Origin of the sequence: Paraburkholderia sp. SECH2, from assembly GCF_030464795.1 — a bacterium.
In the GTDB taxonomy this organism is placed as follows: Bacteria; Pseudomonadota; Gammaproteobacteria; order Burkholderiales; family Burkholderiaceae; genus Paraburkholderia; species Paraburkholderia aspalathi.
This window is the reverse complement of record NZ_JALPRH010000037.1, coordinates 1-21,653: the sequence shown is the minus strand read 5'-3', so window position 1 is coordinate 21,653 and position 21,653 is coordinate 1. Positions and strand designations below refer to the sequence as shown.

Here is a 21,653-nt window from a genome sequence, read left to right as displayed (position 1 = left end):
GAGCGTGAAGATTTATCGTGGCGCATAGGTCTTGGCTCCGCCCCAGTATTTGAGGCTACGTGGCTTCGCCGTCGCGCCAAAGCTCTGGTACGCGACCGAAAACGCGAACATGTCTTTCGCGGTAATCAGATAGGAGCCGATGACCAGGAAGGGCACGGCGAGCATCACCGGCCACCATTTGAGGAACATGAAGACAGCTGCGGGTAAAACGAATGAGCCGAGGAACAGTTCAGCCAGGCAGCCCCATATCATCCACGGCTGCACCATGCCTTTCGGGATTTCGTGAACTTCACGCATGGCATCACCTCACCTCAGATCTGCGATGCGCCAGTTGTCGCGGCATAGCGAACGATCGCGGGGATTGCGAAGAAGACGAATGACACGATCACCGCGATAACGGCCGACTTCATCGGAACCCAGCCCTTCGGCACACCCAGCGTGCAAACTCCGAGAATGGCCATGAAAAGGTAGGGTCCGGCGTCGACGAAAAGCCAGCTGACGAAATCACGCGCCAACCCTGTGAAGGTGCTGTAATCCATTGCGTAGGCGCATTCGGGGAACACTGCGGCAACGAACATCAGAGTCAGCGTGGCCGCCGATTTTGTTTGCGAACGTGTCAGCGAGGGTGTCTTGCGGAGCAAGAAATGCTGAATTGCAGGGGCAAGCGTGACCGCGCCTATAATGGCGGTAGCCATAGTTAGTCCTCACAGGGTTGCGAAATGGTCAGGTTGGTGCCAGTGTTGGTAGCACTGGCACCAACCGCTCTTATCGCTCTCCGGGTGCTATCAACAACCTGGCCGGATCGCGGTGCGAACCAATTTAATCTCCTTCTGACACCTCCTCCTGTCGCGACGTTGGCGAAGCGGGTGGGGCATCCGACGCCCACCCCTTGCAGACCGCCTCATCTTCCAGTTCGGCCCGACGAGTCGAAGCTCAACAACCAGCTGCGCATTTTTCGACCGCGCCTCCTGCTTTGCCCGCTCGATGAGCCACTCGTTTAGCTCTCGGGGAAGTCGACACTGCGAGCGAACGATGTCACCCATTCCCTCTCCTCCAGTGCTTGTTAGTCACTACGATATAGTGACATCTTGTCACTATATTCCGGCGCCGCCATAGTGTCAAATGTCACTATGAAAGACAGCTACCGCTCACAATTCCGGCTACCGTGGTCCCTCTACCACCAGTTGAAGGAATCCGCCGCAAAGAATCAGCGCCCACTCAACGCTGAGCTGGTCGCTCGTTTAGAGTCGACCTACCCCCAACTCAGCGTCCCAAAGGGCATCGGTGTCGACGAATTACGCGAAACCGTTACTACAATGTCTCTCGCCGAGCTCATGACGCCAGACGAGATAACAATGTTCGCCGAACGCATGCTCGTTCTTGCCGCACGCAAGCGCACTACCAAAACAACACCGTAGTGACACTTTCCAACAGTTGATGTGACGAATTCAAGAGACTCGCTTAGTCTTGCGGCCGTCGGTGTTTTATGCTAGACATTTGACTGGCAGCCTTTGGTTCATGACCGAGAACCATAGCGGTGGAATTAATGCCAGGCCGAACATGTGCAGATAGCCACCAGGAAGCGCTCTCCCGGCGTGGACCAGGTGATCATAGGCGCGCGTCTGCTCCAGATGGTGGTGGGTGTGAAGCCCGTTATTTACGAATAACCGGTTGGACAACCAGAAGTTAATATCCCACGCAACCTGGTTACCCAATTCATCAGTACTACCGCACAAGCCATAGTGCTGCAGGTAGCCAACCGCTTCTACGACAAAAACGGAGACTATGCCCTGCCCGACGTAGAAGACGACTCCACGCCACCCACCAGTCCACGCGAAAAGAGCCACTACCGCTATGCTGACCGGGACGATCTGCAGGAGCCGGCTTTCCCTCCAACTGTGGATCTGACCTAACTCGTAAGCGATTGCGGATCTCAGCGCCGAGAAAAAGGAGCGGCCAACGTGACACCAAACCGACAGGCCGATATGGGCCGTTGAGCCAAATCGCGGATCGCCGACGTGTCCGTGGTGGAGTTGATGTACGACTCGATAGTGAGGGTATCCAGCGACTGCTAGCGCTACGTCGGAGATCAACCTGAACCGACGCCCGCCCCTGTGCATTACCTCATGAATGTGCGCCATCGCGAAAGCACTTACGATGCCGGACGCAATCACCAGTCCGGCAAACTCCAGCTGCCTCGCGCTCATCGCTCTTTCGAGGGCAACAAGCACCGCGGCGCCCCACACGCAAATGTAAGTGACTGGAACTACAGGCACGCTCGGCGCTTGGCTCGCCTTCTGGTTTGTGACCCCCACGTCCTGGCCGATAAGCGCGTCGGCGGCCGGGACCACCGCGACCAGGAGCAGCAAATACAGCCAAGGATGCCGATAATAGAACAATGCCGTCGCGGTCGCTGGTAATAGCGTCGACAGCCAGAACCCGCCATTACTGTTGCGCAAAGATGTCATTTTCTTCAGCAAACCGGACCGCCGCGGTAATGTGCGATACGCCAATCTTTTCGTTGATCCGCTGGAACTGCCTGTAGACAGTCGTCGAAGACACCTTCAGCTCGTCGGCGATTGCGCCTGCATTGAAGCCAGATCGCACGAAGCCAATCAACTGCACCTCCAGCTGCGAAAGGCCGCACTTTCTGATGGCATCTTCTCGCACAGCTCGTGATGACCAATCGAGAAGCTCCAGTGCCAAGGCCCGGAAAAATGCCCTCCCCTCCCTGAGCTTCGGTTCACCTTCCTCACGCTTCGTGCTCGAGCCAAGGTAAAGAGCTCCAATCCGCCCTTTCTCGCTAGCGTGCGCAGGGATGAGGAATGTGCTGAGAAACCCGTGTTCCGCGGCCACCTCAAGCATCCGTTTTTGCCCGGTAGTCCGAATTGGCAACTCCGAGCCCAGAACTGGCGCCGTGTTCGATCGCGCGTAGTCGAGACAAGGGTCCGTCAGATACCATCTGTTCGCGTTATACAGTTGACACCATTCGGGGCGACAACCGATCAGGAATCGATGGGTGGAGCGACTGGCTGAATGATCGGTAGGATGCAACGAAACGAACACGAACCATTCAGCGCCCTTCGATCGAATTGCGTCCCTCACAAGCGGTATCAATTCCAATTCATCGGCTGCGTTTATAACGGCATCAAAGCTCAGTTCCATTACGATCTATCCGTCTAGATTACGTCATCAACCCCATCCACCCAGACAATGTTTCGCACTTCCATATAAATTTTCCGCATCACCGAATGATGCGGGTCCGAAAGCGCGAACGTTTCAAACTCGCCTTTTGATGAAACCGGCAAAATCTGAACTAGCGTCAATTCGTCACCCTGAATCAAATACCTTTCTGCAATGAAACCGCCGGGCACCTGATAGAGACGAATACCCACCTTCTCTACACCTGCGCTGACGGCTCGTTCATAGACAAGGTTCTTCATAATCCTCGCCTTCGATCTCAGGGCGATGTCCACAAGCACGACACGTCCTGTCCTTGACATCCTGCTCAGACAGAGACGAAATCACATTGTCTGCCACACATCTTTCGCACTCGAAGATCGAAACGAAAAATTCCGCGCGGCACACTTCGCACCTCATCCGATGGACTTCGTTTTCTTGCAAGACTTCCCATCCATCATCACCGTGATCGGCCCCACAAGATGGACACACAATGCTGATACAGTCGCTCATAGTTCCCAATCCAACAAATCATCTTCACTCCGGCGAATCACCGGGCAATCTCATGCACCCGAGTGCAACGCCAACCTTCCGCCCGTCCGAGCTGGATATGAATCGCGCGGTCGACTCGAACGCAGGCGTCGCACGTAATTGACGAACCGGTCTATCTCAGACTCGGCCATTCCGAGCCACGCGAATCGTATGGTTCCGGGCTCCGACGGGAAAATTAACTTTCGGTCGATGCCGTGATGCTCGAGATACTGAAAGAACACAGACAGGTCATCGTCCCGCAGTCTCTTCAGCCAGGTTTGCAGGCGCTCCAACTCCTCGCCAGTTAACTCAGCCGGCAACGTGTTTAGAAGGCTCAATGCGAAGCGCGTTGGACAGGGCGATCGCGGGACGTAATAAAGATCGCAGTGGTCCTGGTGCGCTGTGCGGAGATCGCCCCGCAGTACCGGAAACGAAAGGGCCTGTTCCTTTGCATCTTTGGCAGGCTGAACCCGCGGCCGATCGTCAGGCGATGTTGGCCAAATGCGTTTCAGGTCATTGACTCTGCACTTCTCGCGGGACATCCAGATCTCACGCAGCTCGTAGTACTCTGTCGATTGAGATATCCGGTAAGCCGCATCGACAAGCGGGCTGTCGTGCCAGTGAGCGAGCGGCCTAGTGCGCTGCGCTGCATACATGCGCTGATGGTCATCTTCCAGATTGACGCCCGACTCTTCGAACAGTCGGCGAAATAGAATCAGCGATTTGCGGAAATACTGGGATGCGCCATCTGACTGCGCATACAGACGCTCCGGAAATGTTTGTGCGTTGTCCGGCGCAACATGGCCATTGGCCGCGTCTGTAATGCCAGTGACAAGCCAGAAAGCATAGTGTGGGAAAAGACGCGCCAGCGCCTCAATCATGTCCGGCGTGGCTCGTTGTCGGCGATGAAATACCTTACGCCAGCGCTGAACGGAAATACGGGTGTACGCCGCCAGCCGCTCCATGTAGCCCCGGCCAGGGTCAGGCCGCAGGAGCAGAGAACCGGACGATCTACGTTGTTCCCCACTCGCCCTGTTGTCTTCACGTGGCGCGAGGCGTGCCCGCTCATTCAGGAGCAAGATCATGCGGTCTTCGATCGTCGTGGCCATATTTTGAAGCAATCCAAATCAGTCAATCTGTCCCGATTAGATCAATTCATAAGATATGACCATACTCGCCCTACCTTCCCATCCACCAATTCAGTTACAAACGGAAACACGCAGAAAGGTACCTACTGCTACAAGCCGGAAATTTCTCTGGATGTCTATGCTTATTGCATAGATTATGTGGAAAATATGCCCTATCCCACCCGTATCGCGAGAGTGATTGGCGATGAAACCGTTTGAATGAACTTTAGATAACAGCCGTTTAGCCGAAGCGCTGAATGAGCGCAAGTGCCACGACGCGGAGACTGTCTGGCGACAGTTCCTGCAATTCAATGACTGGTGCATCTGCAAGTGAGGGATGACTTCGCCTTGTTGAACGCGCATAAGCAGGATCGTAGTGCGTGGCCATGACTCGCTCAAACAACTCAGGTATTTGCCGTGATCTGGCCATTTCTTCCCACACCTCAAACTCTTTGCCTCCGACATAGCTCCGTAGAGAGGCGAGCTGCGATACGAAGGCGCCCGGATCTTGCTCGAAATGGTGATAGTCCTCTCGCCACAATAGGACTCGCTGGGCCATCGGCGTAGTCACGCAACAGGCTTACCCTTCGTATGCATCGTTTCGAGCAACGCTGGCGGTAACTGCACGTTTCCAATCTTTTTGCTCTCTGCTTCAACCCACACCGGGCGACTAGGCGAGAGGGCACAAAGCTTCTGTTGCAGCAGGCTATCGAAGTACTTCTGCGTCGGCTGCGGCGTGCCAGGTATCGCACCGATGACTGAGCCCCGATGCGATGCGAGCGCCTCCAGATTCAACACCTGCGCGCCGGCGGCTTCGAGTTGATTGAGCAAGCGAGTCTTTCCAGAACCAGTCGAGCCTGACAGGACTACATACGAGAACTCACGCGGCCGCGTTGCCAGTTGTTCGTTTACCCAACGTCGATAGCCCTTCCAGCCACCAGGCAGACGGTCCACCTTATAACCGATCGTATCGAGAGCATCGAACCAAAGGCGACTACGCTTACCGCCGCGAAAGCAATAGACAAGTACCCTTCCATGACGCGGACGGCCCGCAATTACTGTATCAAGATGGCGTGAAATGTTTTTCAGCGAATAGGACACGCCGATCAGATATGCCCGAATTTTGTCGGTCCGATGCAGGGTGCCGACCTCAACGTATTCGTCATTGCTGACCACGGGTAGGTTGATTGCCCCTGGGATGTGATCCACGGCGTATTCGCGTTCGCTGCGCGCGTCGATGATGAGGTCGTAATCTTCGAATCGGTACATGCGCACCTGCCGTCTGAGTGTTGGCGTGCAACGCGTGTTCTTTACGCCGTTTTGTCAAGCCTCAACACTTCGAACATTTGCGTGCCCGTGATGTGCGTGTACTGAGGCCCGTCGCGCATATCGCATGGCTTCAAGAATCCTTTAGGGCACTCTCGTCGTCTAAAACAAAAGAGAGGTCTGTCGTAACCGCAAAGTACAAGCCCACCACCGAGAATCTGCGTTGAAAGAATCACCTTGATCTACTTTTGCGGCGTCATCTCGCGGGCTCAGTCGACTTGAGGTGATCGTCCGGAGTCGACGCTACGCCTGTCCAGTTCGGCCCGCGTACGCTCCAGTTCATGCGCGATCAGTTTCTCGTCCGGCAGCACGGTTTGGTACTCCGAGGCGAGAATTTTGTTCGGTAGGTTATCGAGTGCATAGTGCGCTTCGGCAGCGCCCTTCTCGGCACACAGAATCAGACCTACTGGCGGATTTTCACCAGGCTTCATCCAGTGTTCACGCGCGTAGTTCAGATAGAGGTGCATCTGTCCGGCATCTGCATAGCTGAACCGGCCGACCTTCAGGTCGATCACCACGAGACATCTGAGCCGCCGGTGAAAAAACAGCAGATCCACCCTGAACCAAGCGTCGTCGATCCGCAACCGTCGCTGTCGACCGAGAAAGGCGAAGTCGTCACCAAGCTCCAACAGGAAGTCAGTCAGATGACGGATCAGGCCGTCTTCGAGGTCGGATTCCGAGTACTCGTCCTTCAGGTCCAGAAACTCCAGCACGAACGGATCCCGAATGGCCTGTTCAGGCGTAGGAGCGTCGTCAGCATCGGCCTGCCCTGCCTTTCGCAGCATCGCCGCCTTGTTGTGCGAGAGGGCGACGCGCTCGTAGAACTGACTGCCGATCTGCCGATCAAGCTGCCGGACTGACCAGCCGCAGCGCAGCGCTTCGGCTTCGTAGAAGCTGCGGGCCGCGGGATTCCTGAGCGACAGCAGGCGCACGTAGGCCGACCAAGGCAAGGGAAACGCCTGTGCCACGGCGGTCAGGTCAGGAGAATTCCGCGCAGGTGATTCAGAAAAGTGTCGTCCGGCAGAAATTGCATACAGTGTCGGGACTATTTTTGAGGACGGGGATTTTGCAGACAGCGTCTGCAAAATCTGCTCCGCCGGTCTGCTCAGATAAAACGCGCGCATCTGCGAAAGGTTGCGCCAGCCGAAACCTCGCCCGAACCTCTGGGACAGATCGGCGCCGAGTCGCTTGATCAGTGCTTCGCCGTAAGCGGCCCGGCCCTCACCACCCTGCTCGAATTCCACGATGCGTCGGCCAATCTCCCAATAGGTTGCCGTCATCAACGCGTTGATACTGCGGGCCGTCGCTTCGCGCGTGGACTCCACCACGTCAGCAATTTCGCGTTGCAGGCCCGCATAAACGGCTGCCGCGATGTCGGACTTCGTCATGACGCGTTCACCGCCTCCCCGAACATCTTGCAGGCCGTGAACTTGGCCGTCTTCGCAGCTGGAATCTGGATTGCTTTGCCGCTTGCCGGCCTACGCCCCACGCGCGGAGCGCGCTCACCACTCGAGAACGAACCGAAACCGATCAGTTGCACGATTCCGCTCCCTGCCACCGCAGTGGTCACCGCATCGATAAGCAAGTCGATCGCCATCTTGCTTTCACTTTTCGCGGCGACGACCGTATCAACCAGTTCCTGCTCAGTCATCGTTTATCCCTGTCGAGTCGTAATGGACCGTTCCCGCGGACCGCAGCCGCCGGTTACGCCCACCCTACCGCATGGCGCCGCATCCGCGCAAACGGGACGCTTCCTTTAGCCCCAGATATTCCAGAGGCTGCCGGTGATTCAAAAAGGTAGTGAGCGCGGACCGCTTGGAAACGCGCAGATGCCCATGCAGACACTCACGCCGATGAACGAGACGAATTCATGCGCCCAAATACGAATTGCCCTAGGTACCAAACCAGTTCCGTATTCGCAACGATGTCCTCCTCCACTACAGCTGCGGCCTCGAGCTTCATACGACGCAGCATCAGCTTGCCCTCCCTCGACGCAACCCACGCGCGGACCAGTTCCCTGCGGGTTTTTGCGTCCGCCGCGTTGAAGTGTTCGCGGCCCTTACGCGACTCCTCATTCATGCGTGCACGGACTTCTTCTTCGCGCGAAGCGAGGCTGCGTGCGACCGAACTCTGGGTTTCGGTTTTTACGACATCCGCTTCAGTCTCTTCGGTAAGTAGCTTCGCCTGAACCTCGACCATCTTGCGCTCGGCTTCAGACATCTTCCAGTTATCGCGGAGGGCTCGCATCAGGTAGCCGGCTGGACTCCGTTTTATCTGTCCACGATTGAGCTTGAATCGCGTGTATTCGACAGCCTGCTGGATGTGCGCATCGGTCCAGACTTCGCGGTTCTCGGAAATCTCGCTAAACTGCTTGGTAGACAGGTTGAATTCTTCTTTGAGAATTTTGTACAGATGACTGGCGTCAGCCAAGCTGGCCAGCGCAGCGTCGGCGGTATCCTTGCGCTTGAGCAGGAACCTTATACGGTCGATTTTTTTCGACGTGCTGGACTCGGTCCTGGTCTCGTAGGACAGCTCGATGTCCGACACCTCATTGATTTCACGCACAGCTGGTTCTAGCCAGTCGCGCTTGAAGTATTTAAAGATGGCGGCGTTCGCTCCCATTCTGCCGGGCCAATTTCGCATGTCTTCCAGCGGTATCCATTCGGTTCGGCCATTTGGGACACTGGGGAGGACCTGGTCATAGATCGCGCGCGCTAGGCTGCGTGTAAAAGCCGTCGATATGCGTAGGCTCAACCAGTGGGATTTTTTTGGGTCACGGATTTGCGGGACCAGCCGAGGGTGCACGTCGAATCGAATGCGCCCCCTGTGGAAGCCGACCATGCCCATCAACTGGACTGATACCCACAGATCGTTTTCGTTGGGGTCCCGATCGATCGGTGTATCGGTAACCTGGATTTTCGCGTCTTGCGCTTCTTCCGCGATAGTGCGCAAGTGCTTGAGATTGCGGCTGTCATAGCGCATTAACCACTTGAAGTAGTTCAGCTCAACGTCGTACTGGTCTCGTGCTTCCTGCTCCTGGGCGACAATGAAATACGCGGCGTCAAGAAAGCGCCGAGCTGGCAGCCCCATGTTAACGACTTGTGTGAAGAAGTTGTTACGCTGGTATCCGATTTCACGATTGGCTTCGCTGATGGGCAAGCCCAAGTCGAACATGTCCTCGAACAGCGCGAGCGCCATCTGTCGCGGTGTCACCTTCGACTTGCCTTCCTCCGGATTGTCCTCCGCCGCCATATTCTCGTCCGCTCTTCATTTTCGCTTTCGGAAATGTAGCATTCGTGGGTGAGCTGTCAACACATACAACCTCACCATCATCCGATCGTACTGGCTGTCTGTCGGCTTAGTTGATCTACCATGCACAATGAACCTCACCTCAGCACAATCAACCTCACCACGATGAACCGTATTTCCCCTCAAACCCTTACCCCGTGTGATTGGAGTTAGATCCTGCGCGACTACGCACAACTAACCTCACCTTGGTACGCGCGAGCGAATCTCGCACATCTGACCTCACCTTCGTGTGGAACCGGCCTCACCTTGCCGACATAACGAAACTCACCTTCGTGCACATCTGACCTCACCTTTGTCACAACGAACCTCACCTTTTGAAGGTTAAGTGTTTGAAAATAAACTAAGTCGCATGCCTCTGTTGGTTTGTTGGTTTGTTTGATTTTTAAAAAAACAAACCAACCCATTACCAAGAGGTAACTTGGCGACCGTCCCTTTAGGTGAGGTTGATTGTGCGGAGGATCAGTTTCGCTCCAGCTTGTGTTCCGCTTCAGCAGAAACACGTTTTCGATTGGCAAGGAAACATTCGATTGAAGGTGAGGTTCATTGTGCAAGCTTGTACACAGATACCAGTATAAAAACCTCTGCTCGTGCGAGGCGGTGAAAATTGGAGAGGAAGGTGAGGTCAATTGTGCTGGGTGAGAAAGCTCGTAACGCGCCGATGTGTTCGCAGCACAATGAACCTCACCATGTGCCGTATCTTTGTGCAAAGGCCGTTTTGCGGGGCGATGCTGCTTGCAGAATTAGCACAAGCGACCTCACCATGAACGACCGTCTGGCGACCGGCTCGGGAATTACAGTGCCCTATCGGCGACAATGCGGCAGAGTGACAGCGGTCGCGGAAGAGCAGGAAATGCCTCCTCTAAGTTTGTCGGCCGCACTCCAGTCAACCGGAAACGTGCAATGACGCGCGGTTTTTCAGAAAGTCTTCATGAAAACAGTCGTTTATAGAGTAATTTTCATGTAATTCATGTATTCTGAGGTTCATCGAAATTTACGGACAAACCTCAGAATGGTGAAAACGAGCCAACTTCCCGCTGTAGACCGAACGGTCCCTCTTGAGCAGATTAGCCAGTTCGCTGAAAAGGTCTCAATTTTTACGGATGAGCTGCGTAACACCATTCTTGCACCTCGCCCGCGAAAAGCCGCTCCTGTTTTCAAAACAGGGGAAATTGCTGAAATGTGCAACATCTCTCATTCCCAGGTCCAATACCTCGCAACCAAGAGCGACGGAGAGTTGCCGGCAGGTACTGCTGCCGGTACCGGCAGGACCCGCACATTCACTCTGGAGGAAGCACGCCTTTGGGTCCAGAAAGTCTCCGACATCTATCAGACTCCACTCGTTACGGGAACGCGTGAACCGGAAGGGAAAATCGTCATTACGGCCCAATTGAAGGGCGGCTCGGCCAAGACAACCACAACTATGTGTCTCGCACAAGGGCTGACGCTGCGCGGGCGCGAGGTGCTTGTCATCGACCTCGACCCTCAGGCCTCGCTTTCCGAACTATGCGGCTTGTACGCGGAAAAGGATGTGACGCCGGACGACACCGTGTTGCCTTATATCTACGACCAAGACGTCGAGGGTGGCCTGGAAACAAGGGTTCAGTCGACTTACTGGGATGGGCTTGACGTGATCCCTGCTCACACCGAATTGATTGGTGCGGAGTTCCATCTGCCGGCGATGCAGAAGATGCGGCCTGGCTTCCGGTTCTGGACGGTGCTTCGGCAAGGTCTCGAGCCATTACGCAAGCGCTACGACTACATCCTCATGGACACGTCGCCTTCGCTGTCCTACCTCAACCTGAATGCACTGTTGGCGGCGGATGCCATGGTCATGCCGATGGTTCCCGAAAATCTGGACTTCATCAGCTCGCTATCGTTCTGGCGACTGTTTTCAGATGTATCCAAGAGTTTCATCAAGTATGAGCAGGACAAGAAGTACGACTTTATTTCGCTCATGCTTTCGAGGGTCGACTACGGGCGCACCTCGTCCGCACCTATCGTGCGTGCATGGGCACAGAGCGCATACGAGAGTTGGCTGCATTCGATTGAAGTGCCGGCCAGTTCAGTGATGAGCACAGGAGCGCTGGCATTTTCGACGGTATTCGACGTAAGCAGTACCCATAGTGCGGCTAAGTCGTTGCAGCGTGTACGACAGCCCCTTGTCGATTACTGCCGATGGGTGGACGAAATCTATGCAGAAAAATGGAGGAACGCGCAATGAGCAACATGCGAGAGCAGCTGCTGGCCAAGACGTCCGGTATCCGGACGACCTCATCTATCAAGGAAGAAGAGGTCAAGCGTAGCAACCGAACGCAGACGGCACCTGGCCTTGCGGGTGCGCTCGCGGTAGCGCAACTACGTGTCCAAGAGTTGGAGTCCACTGGCGCCGCGTCGCAATTGTCTGTGTCTGACATCGTACCGAACCCCTGGCAGCCGCGGAGAGTATTCAACGAGGCAAAGCTGTCGGAACTGGCCGAGTCCATTCGCGAAGTCGGGCTTATGCAGCCAATCGTGGTCCGCCGAGCAGACGATATCTATCAGATTGTGGCGGGCGAACGTCGATGGCGCGCACATAAGATGGTGGGACTCGATGCCATCAAGGCTGTCGTGGTCGAGTGCTCCGACGAAGACATGGCTGTGCTAGCCCTAGTGGAAAATGTTAGTCGTGACGACCTATCCGATTATGAAGTTGCAATGTCCATGAGGCAGACGGAGAAGGAGTTTCCTGACCGTAAGCGGATGGCCGAGGCCCTAGGTATGTCCCGCAGCGGGCTGTACCAGTTCCTCTCGTTTGAAAATCTGCCGGACTTCATCAGGAAGGACCTCGACATACAGCCGCGGCTGCTTGGCGGGACTGCTGCTCAAGCGATTGTCGCGGCCATCAAGAAACACGGCGAAGACGGTGTTAACGCAGCAATGGAACTCTGGCCGCTGGTTGTGAAGGGCGACATGGACCAGGGGAAGGTGGCCGCGGCGATTAAGGCGTTGGCAACTCGCCGAGCGACAACGTCGGATTCTGCAAGCGAGCGGAGCATCGACAAATTTTTCTCTGGCAAGGAACACGCCGGTTCCATTACCAAGGACATCAGTGGTATCACGGTGAAAATTAAGGCCGGCGCGCTCACCGACGCGCAGGAGACGCAGATCCGGGAGCTTATCAGCCAGATGTTCCACGCTCAGCCGAAAACAAATTAAGGAGCGCTTCACCCTTAATTAAGCCCGCCTTGCGCGGGCTTTTTTTCGTCCAGCCGTTCCTAAAGTGTCTAGAGTCTAGACACACCAGCCGGCTGGGTCGCTGTCCTTCCCAGAGCATGCGTGTCTAGACTCTAGACACGCATCCGATGGAATCAGATAGGCAGGAGCTAAGCTGCTATAGAGCAGCGTGGCACTAAAGTCAGCGCTGGCGCCACAGCCTGTCAATTTGAATGCGAAAAGACTGGAACTCAGACGCTCTTCGTGCCAGACCCAAAAGCCCGCGACAAGCATTCATCGCAGCGGCAAGTAAGCATCCCTGTTCACCTTCGGCCTGAAAAATCGCTGCTTGTTAAGCATAACTAGCTCTAATAACAGGCGTCAGATACGAGAAGGTGCACCAGTGCGAACATCCATTACAACATGCACGTCCGGTACTCTTGTACCTTTTGGCGGACGAAACCTCGCCTCACGGCAGCCCCTACGGTCGAGGCGAATCGGACCGCAGGGGGCACCAATGTGACTAGTATTTCCGCGGCACGCGCGACCGTCTTCCTGATTTGTTCCATGTCATGGTATTTCCTCTTGCAATTGCGTCCCTCGCCAGTGTGGTCCACGGAGGCGTGATCGTTTGGCGATGTGTCAATATCTCGGCGTGCTCAAGTGGCATCGCGCTAGAACTCCCCTACTTCCTCTCGCCGCCGCTACCTGACAGCTCACCTCACACAGGGTCTATACGCCAATCAACTTCCTCTCGAAGCACAGCCGATTTCAGTCATCAGGTACGGCCGGGCAGATTGCTGCCCAACAGGCGAGGCGCCAGCAGCAGGAAGCTTCCGCGGTTTTCAGCGCACTGGCTAGTTGCGCGGGGGGACGGTTTCTTCGACGGAAGCGGTGAGCGCCGGATCGTGATCGGCGAGGGCACGCGGCAATGACAGTTCGTGACTGCCCTGCGTGCCAGCGGTGTTCGCAGCGCTGATCATCGCGATGAGGAGACCTTGATCGGCGCGACGGCACCCGGCAGTCGCAGACGCGCCGAACATTAGCGTGTCACGCGCGTACGGGCCAGTTGCGTCGCCAGCGCGCGTCTCAGTGGTTCGTCGTCGACGTACTGGCGAAAGGTACGCAGATCAATGTGGCCCATGTTCTCGGGCGCCGCAGAGGCGTCCAGACCATCGCGGACCGCCTGCGCGAGCCCTTTGGCGTAGGTATGGCGCAGCCAGTGCGTGGACGCGCCGGCCGTGAGCGCGGGCGTAGGCGAGTGCCTCGCTGCACAGCCCAGTGACCAGTTTCCAGATCGCAGTGCGGCTGCGGATGCCCTTGAGTTCACCCCAGCGGGAGCGTCGCACCGACAGCAGCAGCGGTAGGTCTTCGTCCGGCAGCGGCACAGGTGGCAGGCCAAACGCGATCCGGTAGGCTTGCAGCGACAGTGAAATCTCGTCGCATGGTACCCAGCGGGCCTTGCCGCCCTTGCCGCCCTTGCCGCGCTCGACGCGCAGCAGCCACTGGAAGGGCGGGGCGTCCGGAAACTCGCGGCGCAGTGCCTGCGGCACCGGTTCGATGCGTATATGGCCCATCCGGCATTGCACCACCTCGGTGGTGCGCAGGCCGGTCCGTTCAAACAGGTCCACCGCGAACAGGTCGCGCGCATTCGTCAGGCGCACCTCGCGGCCGGACTCGACGCCCGGGCGGGCAGCAATCGCCTCGCACAGCAGCGCCGTGTCGTCTGGGGACGGAAGACGCGCATGCTTTTCCGGCTCGCGCCGGCCGACCTTCGGCAGCCCGGTGGCCGGATTCAGTTGCAGGTAGCCGACGTCGCGCAGCCAGTCGAACAGCGATGTGACGATTTTCTGGGTCTGGCCGGCCGAGCGGTCGCTGAGTGGTCGGAGAAAAGGTCGCCAGTCGGGTGAGCCGCGCCGTACGCTAGGCCTGCGAATCGCCCACGGGGCCGGCGCCTGCAGGAAGCCGATGTAGGCGGAAAACTCATCCAGCCCCCAGCACGAGATCGGCGTGCCGGTCTGTCGCGCAAACCAGAACAGACGCTCGGCCTCGGTGCGGTACTGCGCAAGTGTGGTTGTGGCAAGCCGCCCGCGACCGGTCGCCTTGGCCGCAAGCCAGCGGCCGACCACCTCCTCGTCGGACAGGCACGGCGGCAGGATCGGGCTCTCGAGCCGATTGGGCCGGTGGCCGACGACCGCCTGCGGAACGTTGGCCGGGACGACGGAGTCCGGCTCGATGCGGCCCACCGCGTTCATCGGAATCCTCCTACGCGAGCATGAGTGCCGCGCACGACGCAACTAACGGTCTGCAAACAATCCGCCCGCCCTTGCCCGCTCGCGCGGGCCGGCGACGATTTGTAGGGGAGGGCGGTTGGTTCGGGCCGCGGGACACAAGCGCTCACGACGCGTCCTCCGGCGTGGTGGCGGTGAGATACACCTGCAGTGAGTTCGCCAACGGCGGACTGCAGAGAATCCCGAAGAAGCCGCACACGGTGTACGGATGCACGAGAAAACGCCGCGGCCGTTCGTTCGACGGCAGTGTCACGTCAAGCATCCGGCCGAGCATGGTCAGCACGACCGAGTGGGCGACGAAGCGATAGGGGCGGTGCGTGTTCGGATCGCCCCCGGCATCGAGCAGCCAGCCGCGCAGAACCAAGTCGCCCCGGTGATCGTTCAGCCAGTGGTCGGCATTGTCGTGGCACTGGTTCGGCACAGGATGGAAACCGAGCAGTTGGTCGCCGCACAGCATCGCAAAATCCGCCTGCTCCATAGCCAGCCTGGCGAGCAGGGCGGCGCCCAGCGCGTCGAACGGATTGCCGGGCGGGGTGGTGCGTAGGAGAGGGGTCACGGCGATTCCCCGCTCGCGGGCGCCGCGCCGACGTTGTCGTCAAGCTCGAGTGGCAGCTGTCGGTCGTCGGTGACCTCGACCTCGATCGAGGCGAGTGCTTCGGCGTTCAGGGACGTAATGCAGGCATTCGCGGCGAGCTGCTTCTGCTGCAGGGTTGTCAGCAATGCAGTCCCCCGGCGTCGAGTGACGCAAAAGTGATAGCCCCGCCGGAGACGAAACTCCTTCAGTTCTCGGCCTCCGCCGCCCGACCGCTTCCAGATTCACTTCGACCTCAAGGAGGCGAAAGTCTGAATCTTCGGAGTACTGAACTGAATGTTGGAAACTTCGGATAATGTCGGATCCGCGGCCATGCTGCGAGTCCTGGATTCGAGCTTTGGCGACGGTCTGTTACTGGCGCAGGGAGTCAAGACGGCCGTGAAACATCCGGCGTTGAACGGCGCACGCCCGGAAGTCTATGTGTGGTGTGGACTTCCGGCAATTTAAAAGGGAATGTTTCACGAAAATGGGCAGGTTCCGCCAGCGAGACGCATTTCTTAAGCCCATTTTTCGTTTGCAGCAGGCTACGCACCGATCTCAACATGTAGTCTGTATTGATTGGAACGTAAAACGTATTGATCGTTACGAAACGGACTGGAGGCGTTACTGGCTTTGGCATCAAACGGAGGTCCGCTGGGGATGCTCCACCCCGTCATGTTCTCCCGGCGCTGAACCGGCACGGCCCCCGCCCGGTCACTGTCCGCGTCGTTTCTTTCGTTTTTGTACTACAACTGGGTAATTGTGTTGGAAGACGGAGAGCGGCGATGGCCAACCTGCGGTTCGTCCGTGCAATTGACGATATGCGCCCCTATGGGACGCATCGCTACGATGTCTATGGACCCAAAGTCGACCGGCGACTCATCCTGTTCGGTTATCGGGCTTTGAACGCCTGGCTGCAGCTCGAGTTCAATCCCAATGTCGTCGCTTACTGCGAACGCCCGCTTCGCGTTCCCGATCTCCGGCCCGCTCGGATGGTCGATTTTTGGGTGCGCGGACGTGATGGCGAACGCTTCCTGATCGTATTGCGCGGTTCCGAACTGCAGTCGTTCGCGGCGCAACCCCCGCAATTCGCGGCATTCGACGCATGGGCACGGAAAACCGGGATAAAGGTTTGCTTGATTGGTGCGGAAGAAGGTGCGCCAGTGGGTGTCTTGCAGCGGAATCAGGCCACCATACTTCACCACGTTGCAGCCGATCACACTTTCGTAACCGACGAAATCAAGCAGCGTGCATTGGCCGCATGCGGGGAGGGCGCAACGGTGGGCGAACTCGAAAGCCGGTTATCTCCCGTGGACGGTACGCTGGTGCGGTCTGCCGCCTTCATGTTGGTGCTGGATGGCAGCCTAAGGTGTCCGACACTTGCTCGTGAGCCACTCTGCCGACAGACCCAGTTGGCGTGCTCATGAAGATGCTGGCCTGCGGCGAACTCCGGTTTGACCGGGCATCGATCCCGGCCGAACTGCGCGATGTCGCGAACTGGCCCGGCGCCGATGACGGCGCGTTGTCGAGGGACGCGCGCAACGTCTTGCTGCGACGCATTCAGGCCATGGCGCTGTTTGTCGACGGACACACGTCCTCGCGCGAAATCGGTCGCGTGACAGGACTGCGGTTCAACGATCTGTACCGGCTGTTCGAGCGCTGCGTCACGATGCACGAAGACGATCGGATCTTCGGCGTGCGTGCGCTGATGCCGTACACGCATACGCGCGCGTATCGGCGCAGCGCTGCCGTCACGCTTTCCCATGGCGGCGTCAAAGGTGGGACGAGCGGCGCCGTTCACCCAGCTTCTGCTCCGCTATCCGGAGATCGCGCGCTGGATTGAACGAAAGGTCGACGAGCGGCGACGAAAAAACGGTGGACAACGCGAGGCAGTGCGCGGCCTGCGACGCCTGCATCGCGACTTCCTCGATCAGTGCGGGCGGGCCGGCGTCGGGGCGCACGACTATCCGTTCTACCAGCAGTATCTGGGTGAGCGATCGCTGGCGACACATGTGCGGCATCTTGCAAACCGACACTTTGATGCGGCGGCGCAGACAGCCGGCGCCACTCAGATCGCGCATGTGTGGGACGACGCCGGCGAACATGTGCGCAAGCCTGCCATCGGACCGTTTGACGTCATCGAATTCGACGGTCACAAGATCGACCTGCGCGTCACGGTCAGGGTCGACGATCCGCTTGGCTTCGAAACCCTGTTCGCGTTGCACCGGATCTGGATATTGGTGCTGCTTGATGTTGCGACGCGCGCAGTGATCGGCTACAGCCTGGCATTGGGCCGGGAATACAGCAAGGACGATATCGCCAAAGCATTGCAGGCGACACTGACGCCGCACGCGAACCGAGCTCACCGGATTCCCGGACTGCGCGTCCGTTCGGGCGGTGGGTTCCCGTCAGAGGTCATACCAGACACCGCGTGGGCGTGCTGGAATAGGCTGCGCTTCGACGCCGCAAAGGCGCACTTCGCGAAAGCAACGCTCGAGCGGCTGACCGGCATCGTCGGCTGCTGGGCCGATAACGGACCGCTGTGTGAAAAAATGAGCGCGCATTCATCGAAAGGTTCTTTGACCAGATCGCCTCGCACTTTGCTCATCGCCTGCCCGGGACGACAGGTCGTGCGCCGCAGGCAGTGGAAAGAGCACTCAACGATGTCGGTGGAAATCTGTCGCTGCTGATGAGCCTTGATGAGCTTGAGGACGTGGTTGACGTGGTGCTCGCCGATTACAACGGTGAACCGCATACTGGACTGGGCGGCCGCACCTCACTCGAAGCGATGCACTTTTTCCTTGCGCGCGAGCCGAGTCTTATCCGGACACTGCCTGCCGCGCGACGCAGCACACTGTACCTGCTGCAGGAGGCGCCGGCGGTGGTGATACGCGGCAGCGTAAAACGCGGCGTGCGGCCCCACATCAATTTCGAGTATGTGCGGTACACCAGCAGCATCCTGTCGAGTAACGCGTCGCTGATTGGCCAGCAGCTGCGCATCTACTTCAATGTCAAGGACATTCGGCACGTGCATCCCTTTTCACGGATGGCTCTGAACTCGGCGTGCTGACCGCCGTACGGTCGTGGTGTTTTTCCCAGCACTCATTGCGCGTGCGGCAGGAGATCTTCAGACTCATCCACCGCAAGATTACGTATCGGGACGGCGAAGATCCGGTGGAGGCATGGTTTGTGTACAAGAAGACCGAAGCCGCGAGACACCAGCGCAGTGCGAACGATCTCGCCCGCATGCTGACAGATCGGGCGAAATCCCACGAGGACCCGCCGTCGGTACCCGGGCGGATGTCATCGCAAGCGCAAGCGCAACCCGCGGCCGAGGGTGAGCATCGGACGCGTAGTAGTCCTCAACCGTCGATCCGGCTGGCGCGGATTTTCACGTTTTCCTGACGCATTGCTCCGCTCGACGACGCGCCCCCTGGCGCCCGATGCCCGTCCCCTGCTGAACAAGGGCTACATGGTGCCCACACCCTCGATTGGCGCGATGTACACGCGCATTCTTCGGCGCGTCCGGCGCGGCGTATCAGGGGCGATCATCTATGGTCATATGCGCTGGGGAAAGACGTACGCGATCCGCTACTGCGTTCGCCTGCTCCGGGAGGAACTGCCCCGTACCGCCATCCTTCATCTTGGCATGCCGCAAAATCCGTCCCACTCGGAAAGCCACTTCTTCGGCATGCTGCTGGCAGCCACGAAGCATGATCGGCCGCGACAGCGGCTCGGCCTTGCAACGGCGCTTCCGTCTGTATAACAGGCTTGCTGAGATGGCGGAGCGCGCGTCTGGAAGATCACTGATCGTGTTTGTCGATGAAGCACAGCGTCTCGAGCTCGAACATTATGAATGGCTGCGCGATGTGCAGGACGAGATGGAACGTCGCGGCGTCCGGATGTATACATTGCTGGTCGGTCAGCCGGGCACCCTGAACCGCAAGACGTCGTTCAGACAAAGCATCGATACCTCGCAGATCGTGTCGCGGTTCATGATCGAGGAAATGCGCTTCGAGGGATTCCGGTCTGCCGCAGATCTGGAAGTGTCGCTCAGCGCGTACGACGATTCGGTATTTCCAGAAGGAAGCAACTGGACCTTTACGCGCTTCTTCTTCCAGCGGGCATACGACGCAGGATTCCGGTTCGGCCGGCAGAATGAGCTGGTGTGGGACGCTTTCAGCCAGGTTCATCGACAGGGGCGCTTTGACTTAACGATTGAGATTCCGATGGAGTTCGTGGCGCGTGCGCCCGGACGGTCACTTCAAACTCCTCCACTTGTGGTCGCGCAAACTCCTCCACCAGGCAGCAGGACAAGGTTGTTTTTTAGCTCGCTTTGGTTTTGCGCGCAAGGGTTTCAGCAGCCTCCTTCAGGCGGTAACTGCGGCCGTCGAATTCGAGCGAGTGGCAGTGGTGCATGAGTCGATCGAGAATGGTGCTGCTCATGGTGTTGTCGCCGAGATAGGCGCCCCAGTCCTGCACGACGCGGTTGGACGTGACCATGGTGCTGCGGCGTAGTTTGTATCGTTGATGAACGAGGGTTTGCAGTAGCGCACCAGCGGCATCCGGAATCGATCGTGACAGAAACAGGTCGTCGAGAATCAGCAGATCGCAGTCGAGAATGTTGCGCAGACGTTTCTCCTGCTGGTCGGGCTCGCTGAGACTGAAACGCGCAAAGAAGTCGTCGGTCTCAAGATACTGGACCTTATAGCCTTGCAGAACGGCCTGGTTGGCGACGGCCTTCGCGATGTGCGATTTGCCAGTACCAGGTTTGCCGATGAGAAGCGCGTTCTCGCCGGCCGAAACGAACTTCAGCGTTCGCAACTCCAGACACGCCTGACGCGGAAGTTTCGGATTGAAGGACCAGTCGAATTCGGCAAACGTGAGCTTCTCGTCAAGCCCCGACTGTTTATGCCGACGCTCGATCAGCCGGGACTGACGACGGTCCAGCTCGTCTTGCAGGATTATCGAGAAGGTTTCGAGGAACGGTTGATTTGCCGCCTGTGCCTGCAGTACGCGGGTCTCCAGCGTGTCGCGGACGCCAGACAGGTGGAGTTGTTTGAGCGAACGCTCGATTTCGGGCATCGACATGGTCATTCCTTGTTCTCTCCGGTGGTCAACGACGATTGGTTGAGTTGCTGTCGCGCGCCGAGACTGAACAGCTCGCCGTATTCGGCCGCTGGACGGATTAGCGCGTGATCCTGGGTAAGAGGCAAAGCGAGCTGGGACGCCTGATCAAGCTGTTCGAGCGCGCGCTCGAACAATCGCTCGACCAGTCTGCGAACCTGTTTGTAGGATTGCAGACGGTACTGCCGTGCCTGGCTGCAGGCTTGCTCAACGATGCGGGCCGGGTATCTCTTCGCCAGACCGACGATGCCCCACATGCCTCGCTGGCCAACGCGTCCCTGGGCGTCAAACATTTGCTGGCAAAGTGCCTTCGTTTGCGGCCCGATGTCGCCTGCGGCTGAGAGCAGGAAGGCCGTTTGCCGGGACGGGTTGAACGGACGCTCGTCCTCGGGCAGTAGCAATTGACTTGGCTCGGTGAAACGCGGGTGAATGCGTAGCAGCGCTTGCGTCTGTCGATCCCGAACTTCAATGGTTGAATCGAAGACGCGCACCAGCACCGTGCTGCCTATCGCAGCAGGACGGGCTGCGTACCAGCTGTGGTCGATCCGAACGGTTGTATCGTCGGAGACAGTGCGAACGACCTGTTTGAAGTAGCGGAATCCAGTCAGCGGCAATTCCCGCAGGTGCGGCTTCTCCTCCTCGAACATCGACTCGACCTGACGGCGGGCGCGCCCATGCAAGCGCTTCGATGCCCAGTTAGCCTCCCAGCGAACAAGGAACGCGTTCTGCTCTTCGATTGAATCGAAATTCCTGCCGCGCAGTGCGGTGCCCTGCGTATGCTGGATCGCGTTCTCAACCGTGCCCTTTCGATTCGGATCGCGGACGCGTGCAGGATCAGCGACCACGCCATAGTGCTCAAGCATCGCGGCGTAAAGATGATTGATCTCCGGCTCGTACAGGTCCGGTGTGATAACCCCTTCCTTGAGGTTATCGAGGACGACGTACTGAACTAATCAGCAGGTTCTGGTAATGCGAAGGAACGCAGCGGAATCCGCGCCG

23 protein-coding genes and 1 pseudogene are annotated in these 21,653 nt (G+C 58.0%); 9 read left to right on the top strand and 15 right to left on the bottom strand.

Annotated features, from left to right (window positions below):
• Window positions 1-12: 12 nt before the first annotated feature.
• Window positions 13-297 carry a VirB3 family type IV secretion system protein gene (locus tag M0D66_RS35100; protein WP_266212682.1) on the bottom strand — a complete coding sequence of 95 codons (285 nt, stop codon included), beginning with the start codon at window positions 295-297 and terminating at the stop codon, window positions 13-15.
• A 14-nt stretch (window positions 298-311) separates the two neighbouring features.
• Window positions 312-695 carry a mating pair formation protein gene (locus M0D66_RS35095; RefSeq protein WP_266212681.1) on the bottom strand — a complete coding sequence of 128 codons (384 nt, stop codon included), beginning with the start codon at window positions 693-695 and terminating at the stop codon, window positions 312-314.
• Between the two features lie 435 nt (window positions 696-1,130).
• Between M0D66_RS35095 and M0D66_RS35090 the strand changes: the two genes are divergently transcribed.
• Complete coding sequence (locus M0D66_RS35090; protein WP_266212680.1) at window positions 1,131-1,418, top strand: Arc family DNA-binding protein; 288 nt, start codon at window positions 1,131-1,133, stop codon at window positions 1,416-1,418.
• Between the two features lie 66 nt (window positions 1,419-1,484).
• Here the strand turns inward: M0D66_RS35090 and M0D66_RS35085 are convergent, their stop codons facing one another.
• From M0D66_RS35085 to M0D66_RS35050, 8 genes are all read right to left on the bottom strand, one after another.
• The gene (locus M0D66_RS35085) at window positions 1,485-2,480 is read right to left on the bottom strand and encodes a fatty acid desaturase (RefSeq protein ID WP_266212679.1); all 996 of its coding nucleotides are present in this window, start codon (window positions 2,478-2,480) and stop codon (window positions 1,485-1,487) included.
• Window positions 2,446-3,165, bottom strand: a complete 720-nt coding sequence (locus M0D66_RS35080) for an autoinducer binding domain-containing protein (protein WP_266212678.1) — start codon at window positions 3,163-3,165, stop codon at window positions 2,446-2,448. The genes M0D66_RS35085 and M0D66_RS35080 overlap by 35 nt, the downstream gene beginning before the upstream one ends.
• Window positions 3,166-3,179: 14 nt before the next feature.
• Window positions 3,180-3,443 carry a hypothetical protein gene (locus tag M0D66_RS35075; RefSeq protein ID WP_266212677.1) on the bottom strand — a complete coding sequence of 88 codons (264 nt, stop codon included), beginning with the start codon at window positions 3,441-3,443 and terminating at the stop codon, window positions 3,180-3,182.
• 300 nt (window positions 3,444-3,743) lie between these two features.
• Window positions 3,744-4,820 carry a hypothetical protein gene (locus M0D66_RS35070; RefSeq protein ID WP_266212676.1) on the bottom strand — a complete coding sequence of 359 codons (1,077 nt, stop codon included), beginning with the start codon at window positions 4,818-4,820 and terminating at the stop codon, window positions 3,744-3,746.
• 585 nt (window positions 4,821-5,405) lie between these two features.
• Window positions 5,406-6,107, bottom strand: a complete 702-nt coding sequence (mnmH, locus tag M0D66_RS35065) for a tRNA 2-selenouridine(34) synthase MnmH (RefSeq protein WP_266212675.1) — start codon at window positions 6,105-6,107, stop codon at window positions 5,406-5,408.
• A gap of 266 nt (window positions 6,108-6,373) precedes the next feature.
• Entirely contained in the window at window positions 6,374-7,552 is a 1,179-nt protein-coding gene (locus M0D66_RS35060; RefSeq protein ID WP_266212674.1) for a YhcG family protein, read from the bottom strand.
• A complete protein-coding gene (locus M0D66_RS35055; RefSeq protein WP_266212673.1) occupies window positions 7,549-7,815 on the bottom strand; it encodes an HU family DNA-binding protein in 267 nt (88 codons plus the stop codon). The genes M0D66_RS35060 and M0D66_RS35055 overlap by 4 nt, the downstream gene beginning before the upstream one ends.
• A gap of 194 nt (window positions 7,816-8,009) precedes the next feature.
• A complete protein-coding gene (locus M0D66_RS35050; RefSeq protein WP_266212672.1) occupies window positions 8,010-9,416 on the bottom strand; it encodes a replication initiation protein in 1,407 nt (468 codons plus the stop codon).
• Window positions 9,417-10,482: 1,066 nt separating this feature from the next.
• On the opposite strand from M0D66_RS35050, the gene M0D66_RS35045 reads away from it, so the two are divergent.
• The gene (locus M0D66_RS35045; protein ID WP_266212671.1) at window positions 10,483-11,694 is read left to right on the top strand and encodes a ParA family protein; all 1,212 of its coding nucleotides are present in this window, start codon (window positions 10,483-10,485) and stop codon (window positions 11,692-11,694) included.
• Complete coding sequence (locus tag M0D66_RS35040) at window positions 11,691-12,668, top strand: ParB/RepB/Spo0J family partition protein (protein WP_266212670.1); 978 nt, start codon at window positions 11,691-11,693, stop codon at window positions 12,666-12,668. The genes M0D66_RS35045 and M0D66_RS35040 overlap by 4 nt, the downstream gene beginning before the upstream one ends.
• A gap of 1,127 nt (window positions 12,669-13,795) precedes the next feature.
• On the opposite strand, the gene M0D66_RS35035 is transcribed toward M0D66_RS35040, so the two are convergent.
• From M0D66_RS35035 to M0D66_RS35025, 3 genes are all read right to left on the bottom strand, one after another.
• Window positions 13,796-14,920, bottom strand: coding sequence for a hypothetical protein (locus tag M0D66_RS35035; RefSeq protein WP_266212669.1), 1,125 nt, complete (start codon window positions 14,918-14,920; stop codon window positions 13,796-13,798).
• Between the two features lie 142 nt (window positions 14,921-15,062).
• On the bottom strand, window positions 15,063-15,512 hold the full coding sequence (locus M0D66_RS35030; protein ID WP_266212668.1) for a hypothetical protein: 450 nt from the start codon (window positions 15,510-15,512) through the stop codon (window positions 15,063-15,065).
• On the bottom strand, window positions 15,509-15,676 hold the full coding sequence (locus tag M0D66_RS35025) for a hypothetical protein (RefSeq protein WP_266212667.1): 168 nt from the start codon (window positions 15,674-15,676) through the stop codon (window positions 15,509-15,511). Before M0D66_RS35025 ends, M0D66_RS35030 begins: the two co-directional genes overlap by 4 nt.
• 636 nt (window positions 15,677-16,312) lie before the next feature.
• On the opposite strand from M0D66_RS35025, the gene M0D66_RS35020 reads away from it, so the two are divergent.
• From M0D66_RS35020 to M0D66_RS34995, 6 genes are all read left to right on the top strand, one after another.
• On the top strand, window positions 16,313-16,954 hold the full coding sequence (locus M0D66_RS35020) for a hypothetical protein (protein WP_266212666.1): 642 nt from the start codon (window positions 16,313-16,315) through the stop codon (window positions 16,952-16,954).
• Window positions 16,951-17,370, top strand: a complete 420-nt coding sequence (locus M0D66_RS35015) for a hypothetical protein (protein ID WP_266212665.1) — start codon at window positions 16,951-16,953, stop codon at window positions 17,368-17,370. The genes M0D66_RS35020 and M0D66_RS35015 overlap by 4 nt, the downstream gene beginning before the upstream one ends.
• On the top strand, window positions 17,306-18,217 hold the full coding sequence (locus M0D66_RS35010) for a hypothetical protein (protein WP_266212664.1): 912 nt from the start codon (window positions 17,306-17,308) through the stop codon (window positions 18,215-18,217). The genes M0D66_RS35015 and M0D66_RS35010 overlap by 65 nt, the downstream gene beginning before the upstream one ends.
• Window positions 18,172-18,597: a hypothetical protein gene (locus M0D66_RS35005; protein WP_266212663.1), complete on the top strand. Its 426-nt coding sequence runs from the start codon at window positions 18,172-18,174 to the stop codon at window positions 18,595-18,597. Before M0D66_RS35010 ends, M0D66_RS35005 begins: the two co-directional genes overlap by 46 nt.
• Window positions 18,598-18,864: 267 nt before the next feature.
• The gene (locus M0D66_RS35000; protein WP_266212662.1) at window positions 18,865-19,293 is read left to right on the top strand and encodes a hypothetical protein; all 429 of its coding nucleotides are present in this window, start codon (window positions 18,865-18,867) and stop codon (window positions 19,291-19,293) included.
• On the top strand, window positions 19,241-19,948 hold the full coding sequence (locus M0D66_RS34995; protein WP_266212661.1) for an ATP-binding protein: 708 nt from the start codon (window positions 19,241-19,243) through the stop codon (window positions 19,946-19,948). The genes M0D66_RS35000 and M0D66_RS34995 overlap by 53 nt, the downstream gene beginning before the upstream one ends.
• Here M0D66_RS34995 and istB read toward each other — a convergent pair.
• Both istB and M0D66_RS34985 read right to left on the bottom strand, forming a co-directional pair.
• Window positions 19,854-20,624 (bottom strand): IS21-like element helper ATPase IstB, encoded by a 771-nt coding sequence (istB, locus tag M0D66_RS34990; protein ID WP_266212660.1) that lies wholly within the window; start codon window positions 20,622-20,624, stop codon window positions 19,854-19,856. The genes M0D66_RS34995 and istB overlap by 95 nt on opposite strands.
• Window positions 20,621-21,598 (bottom strand): annotated as a pseudogene (locus M0D66_RS34985) (IS21 family transposase); the annotation flags it as partial. The gene istB and the pseudogene M0D66_RS34985, both read right to left, overlap by 4 nt.
• Window positions 21,599-21,653 lie beyond the last annotated feature (55 nt).

Excerpts from the sequence above, each read along its gene's own strand:
- M0D66_RS35100 (WP_266212682.1), bottom strand. The coding sequence starts at position 297 with ATGCGTGAAGTTCACGAAATCCCGAAAGGCATGGTGCAGCCGTGGATG.
- M0D66_RS35095 (WP_266212681.1), bottom strand. The coding sequence starts at position 695 with ATGGCTACCGCCATTATAGGCGCGGTCACGCTTGCCCCTGCAATTCAG.
- M0D66_RS35090 (WP_266212680.1), top strand. The coding sequence starts at position 1,131 with ATGAAAGACAGCTACCGCTCACAATTCCGGCTACCGTGGTCCCTCTAC.
- M0D66_RS35080 (WP_266212678.1), bottom strand. The coding sequence starts at position 3,165 with ATGGAACTGAGCTTTGATGCCGTTATAAACGCAGCCGATGAATTGGAA.
- M0D66_RS35075 (WP_266212677.1), bottom strand. The coding sequence starts at position 3,443 with ATGAAGAACCTTGTCTATGAACGAGCCGTCAGCGCAGGTGTAGAGAAG.
- M0D66_RS35070 (WP_266212676.1), bottom strand. The coding sequence starts at position 4,820 with ATGGCCACGACGATCGAAGACCGCATGATCTTGCTCCTGAATGAGCGG.
- mnmH (WP_266212675.1), bottom strand. The coding sequence starts at position 6,107 with ATGTACCGATTCGAAGATTACGACCTCATCATCGACGCGCGCAGCGAA.
- M0D66_RS35060 (WP_266212674.1), bottom strand. The coding sequence starts at position 7,552 with ATGACGAAGTCCGACATCGCGGCAGCCGTTTATGCGGGCCTGCAACGC.
- M0D66_RS35055 (WP_266212673.1), bottom strand. The coding sequence starts at position 7,815 with ATGACTGAGCAGGAACTGGTTGATACGGTCGTCGCCGCGAAAAGTGAA.
- M0D66_RS35050 (WP_266212672.1), bottom strand. The coding sequence starts at position 9,416 with ATGGCGGCGGAGGACAATCCGGAGGAAGGCAAGTCGAAGGTGACACCG.
- M0D66_RS35045 (WP_266212671.1), top strand. The coding sequence starts at position 10,483 with ATGGTGAAAACGAGCCAACTTCCCGCTGTAGACCGAACGGTCCCTCTT.
- M0D66_RS35040 (WP_266212670.1), top strand. The coding sequence starts at position 11,691 with ATGAGCAACATGCGAGAGCAGCTGCTGGCCAAGACGTCCGGTATCCGG.
- M0D66_RS35035 (WP_266212669.1), bottom strand. The coding sequence starts at position 14,920 with ATGAACGCGGTGGGCCGCATCGAGCCGGACTCCGTCGTCCCGGCCAAC.
- M0D66_RS35020 (WP_266212666.1), top strand. The coding sequence starts at position 16,313 with ATGGCCAACCTGCGGTTCGTCCGTGCAATTGACGATATGCGCCCCTAT.
- M0D66_RS35015 (WP_266212665.1), top strand. The coding sequence starts at position 16,951 with ATGAAGATGCTGGCCTGCGGCGAACTCCGGTTTGACCGGGCATCGATC.
- M0D66_RS34995 (WP_266212661.1), top strand. The coding sequence starts at position 19,241 with ATGATCGGCCGCGACAGCGGCTCGGCCTTGCAACGGCGCTTCCGTCTG.
- istB (WP_266212660.1), bottom strand. The coding sequence starts at position 20,624 with ATGACCATGTCGATGCCCGAAATCGAGCGTTCGCTCAAACAACTCCAC.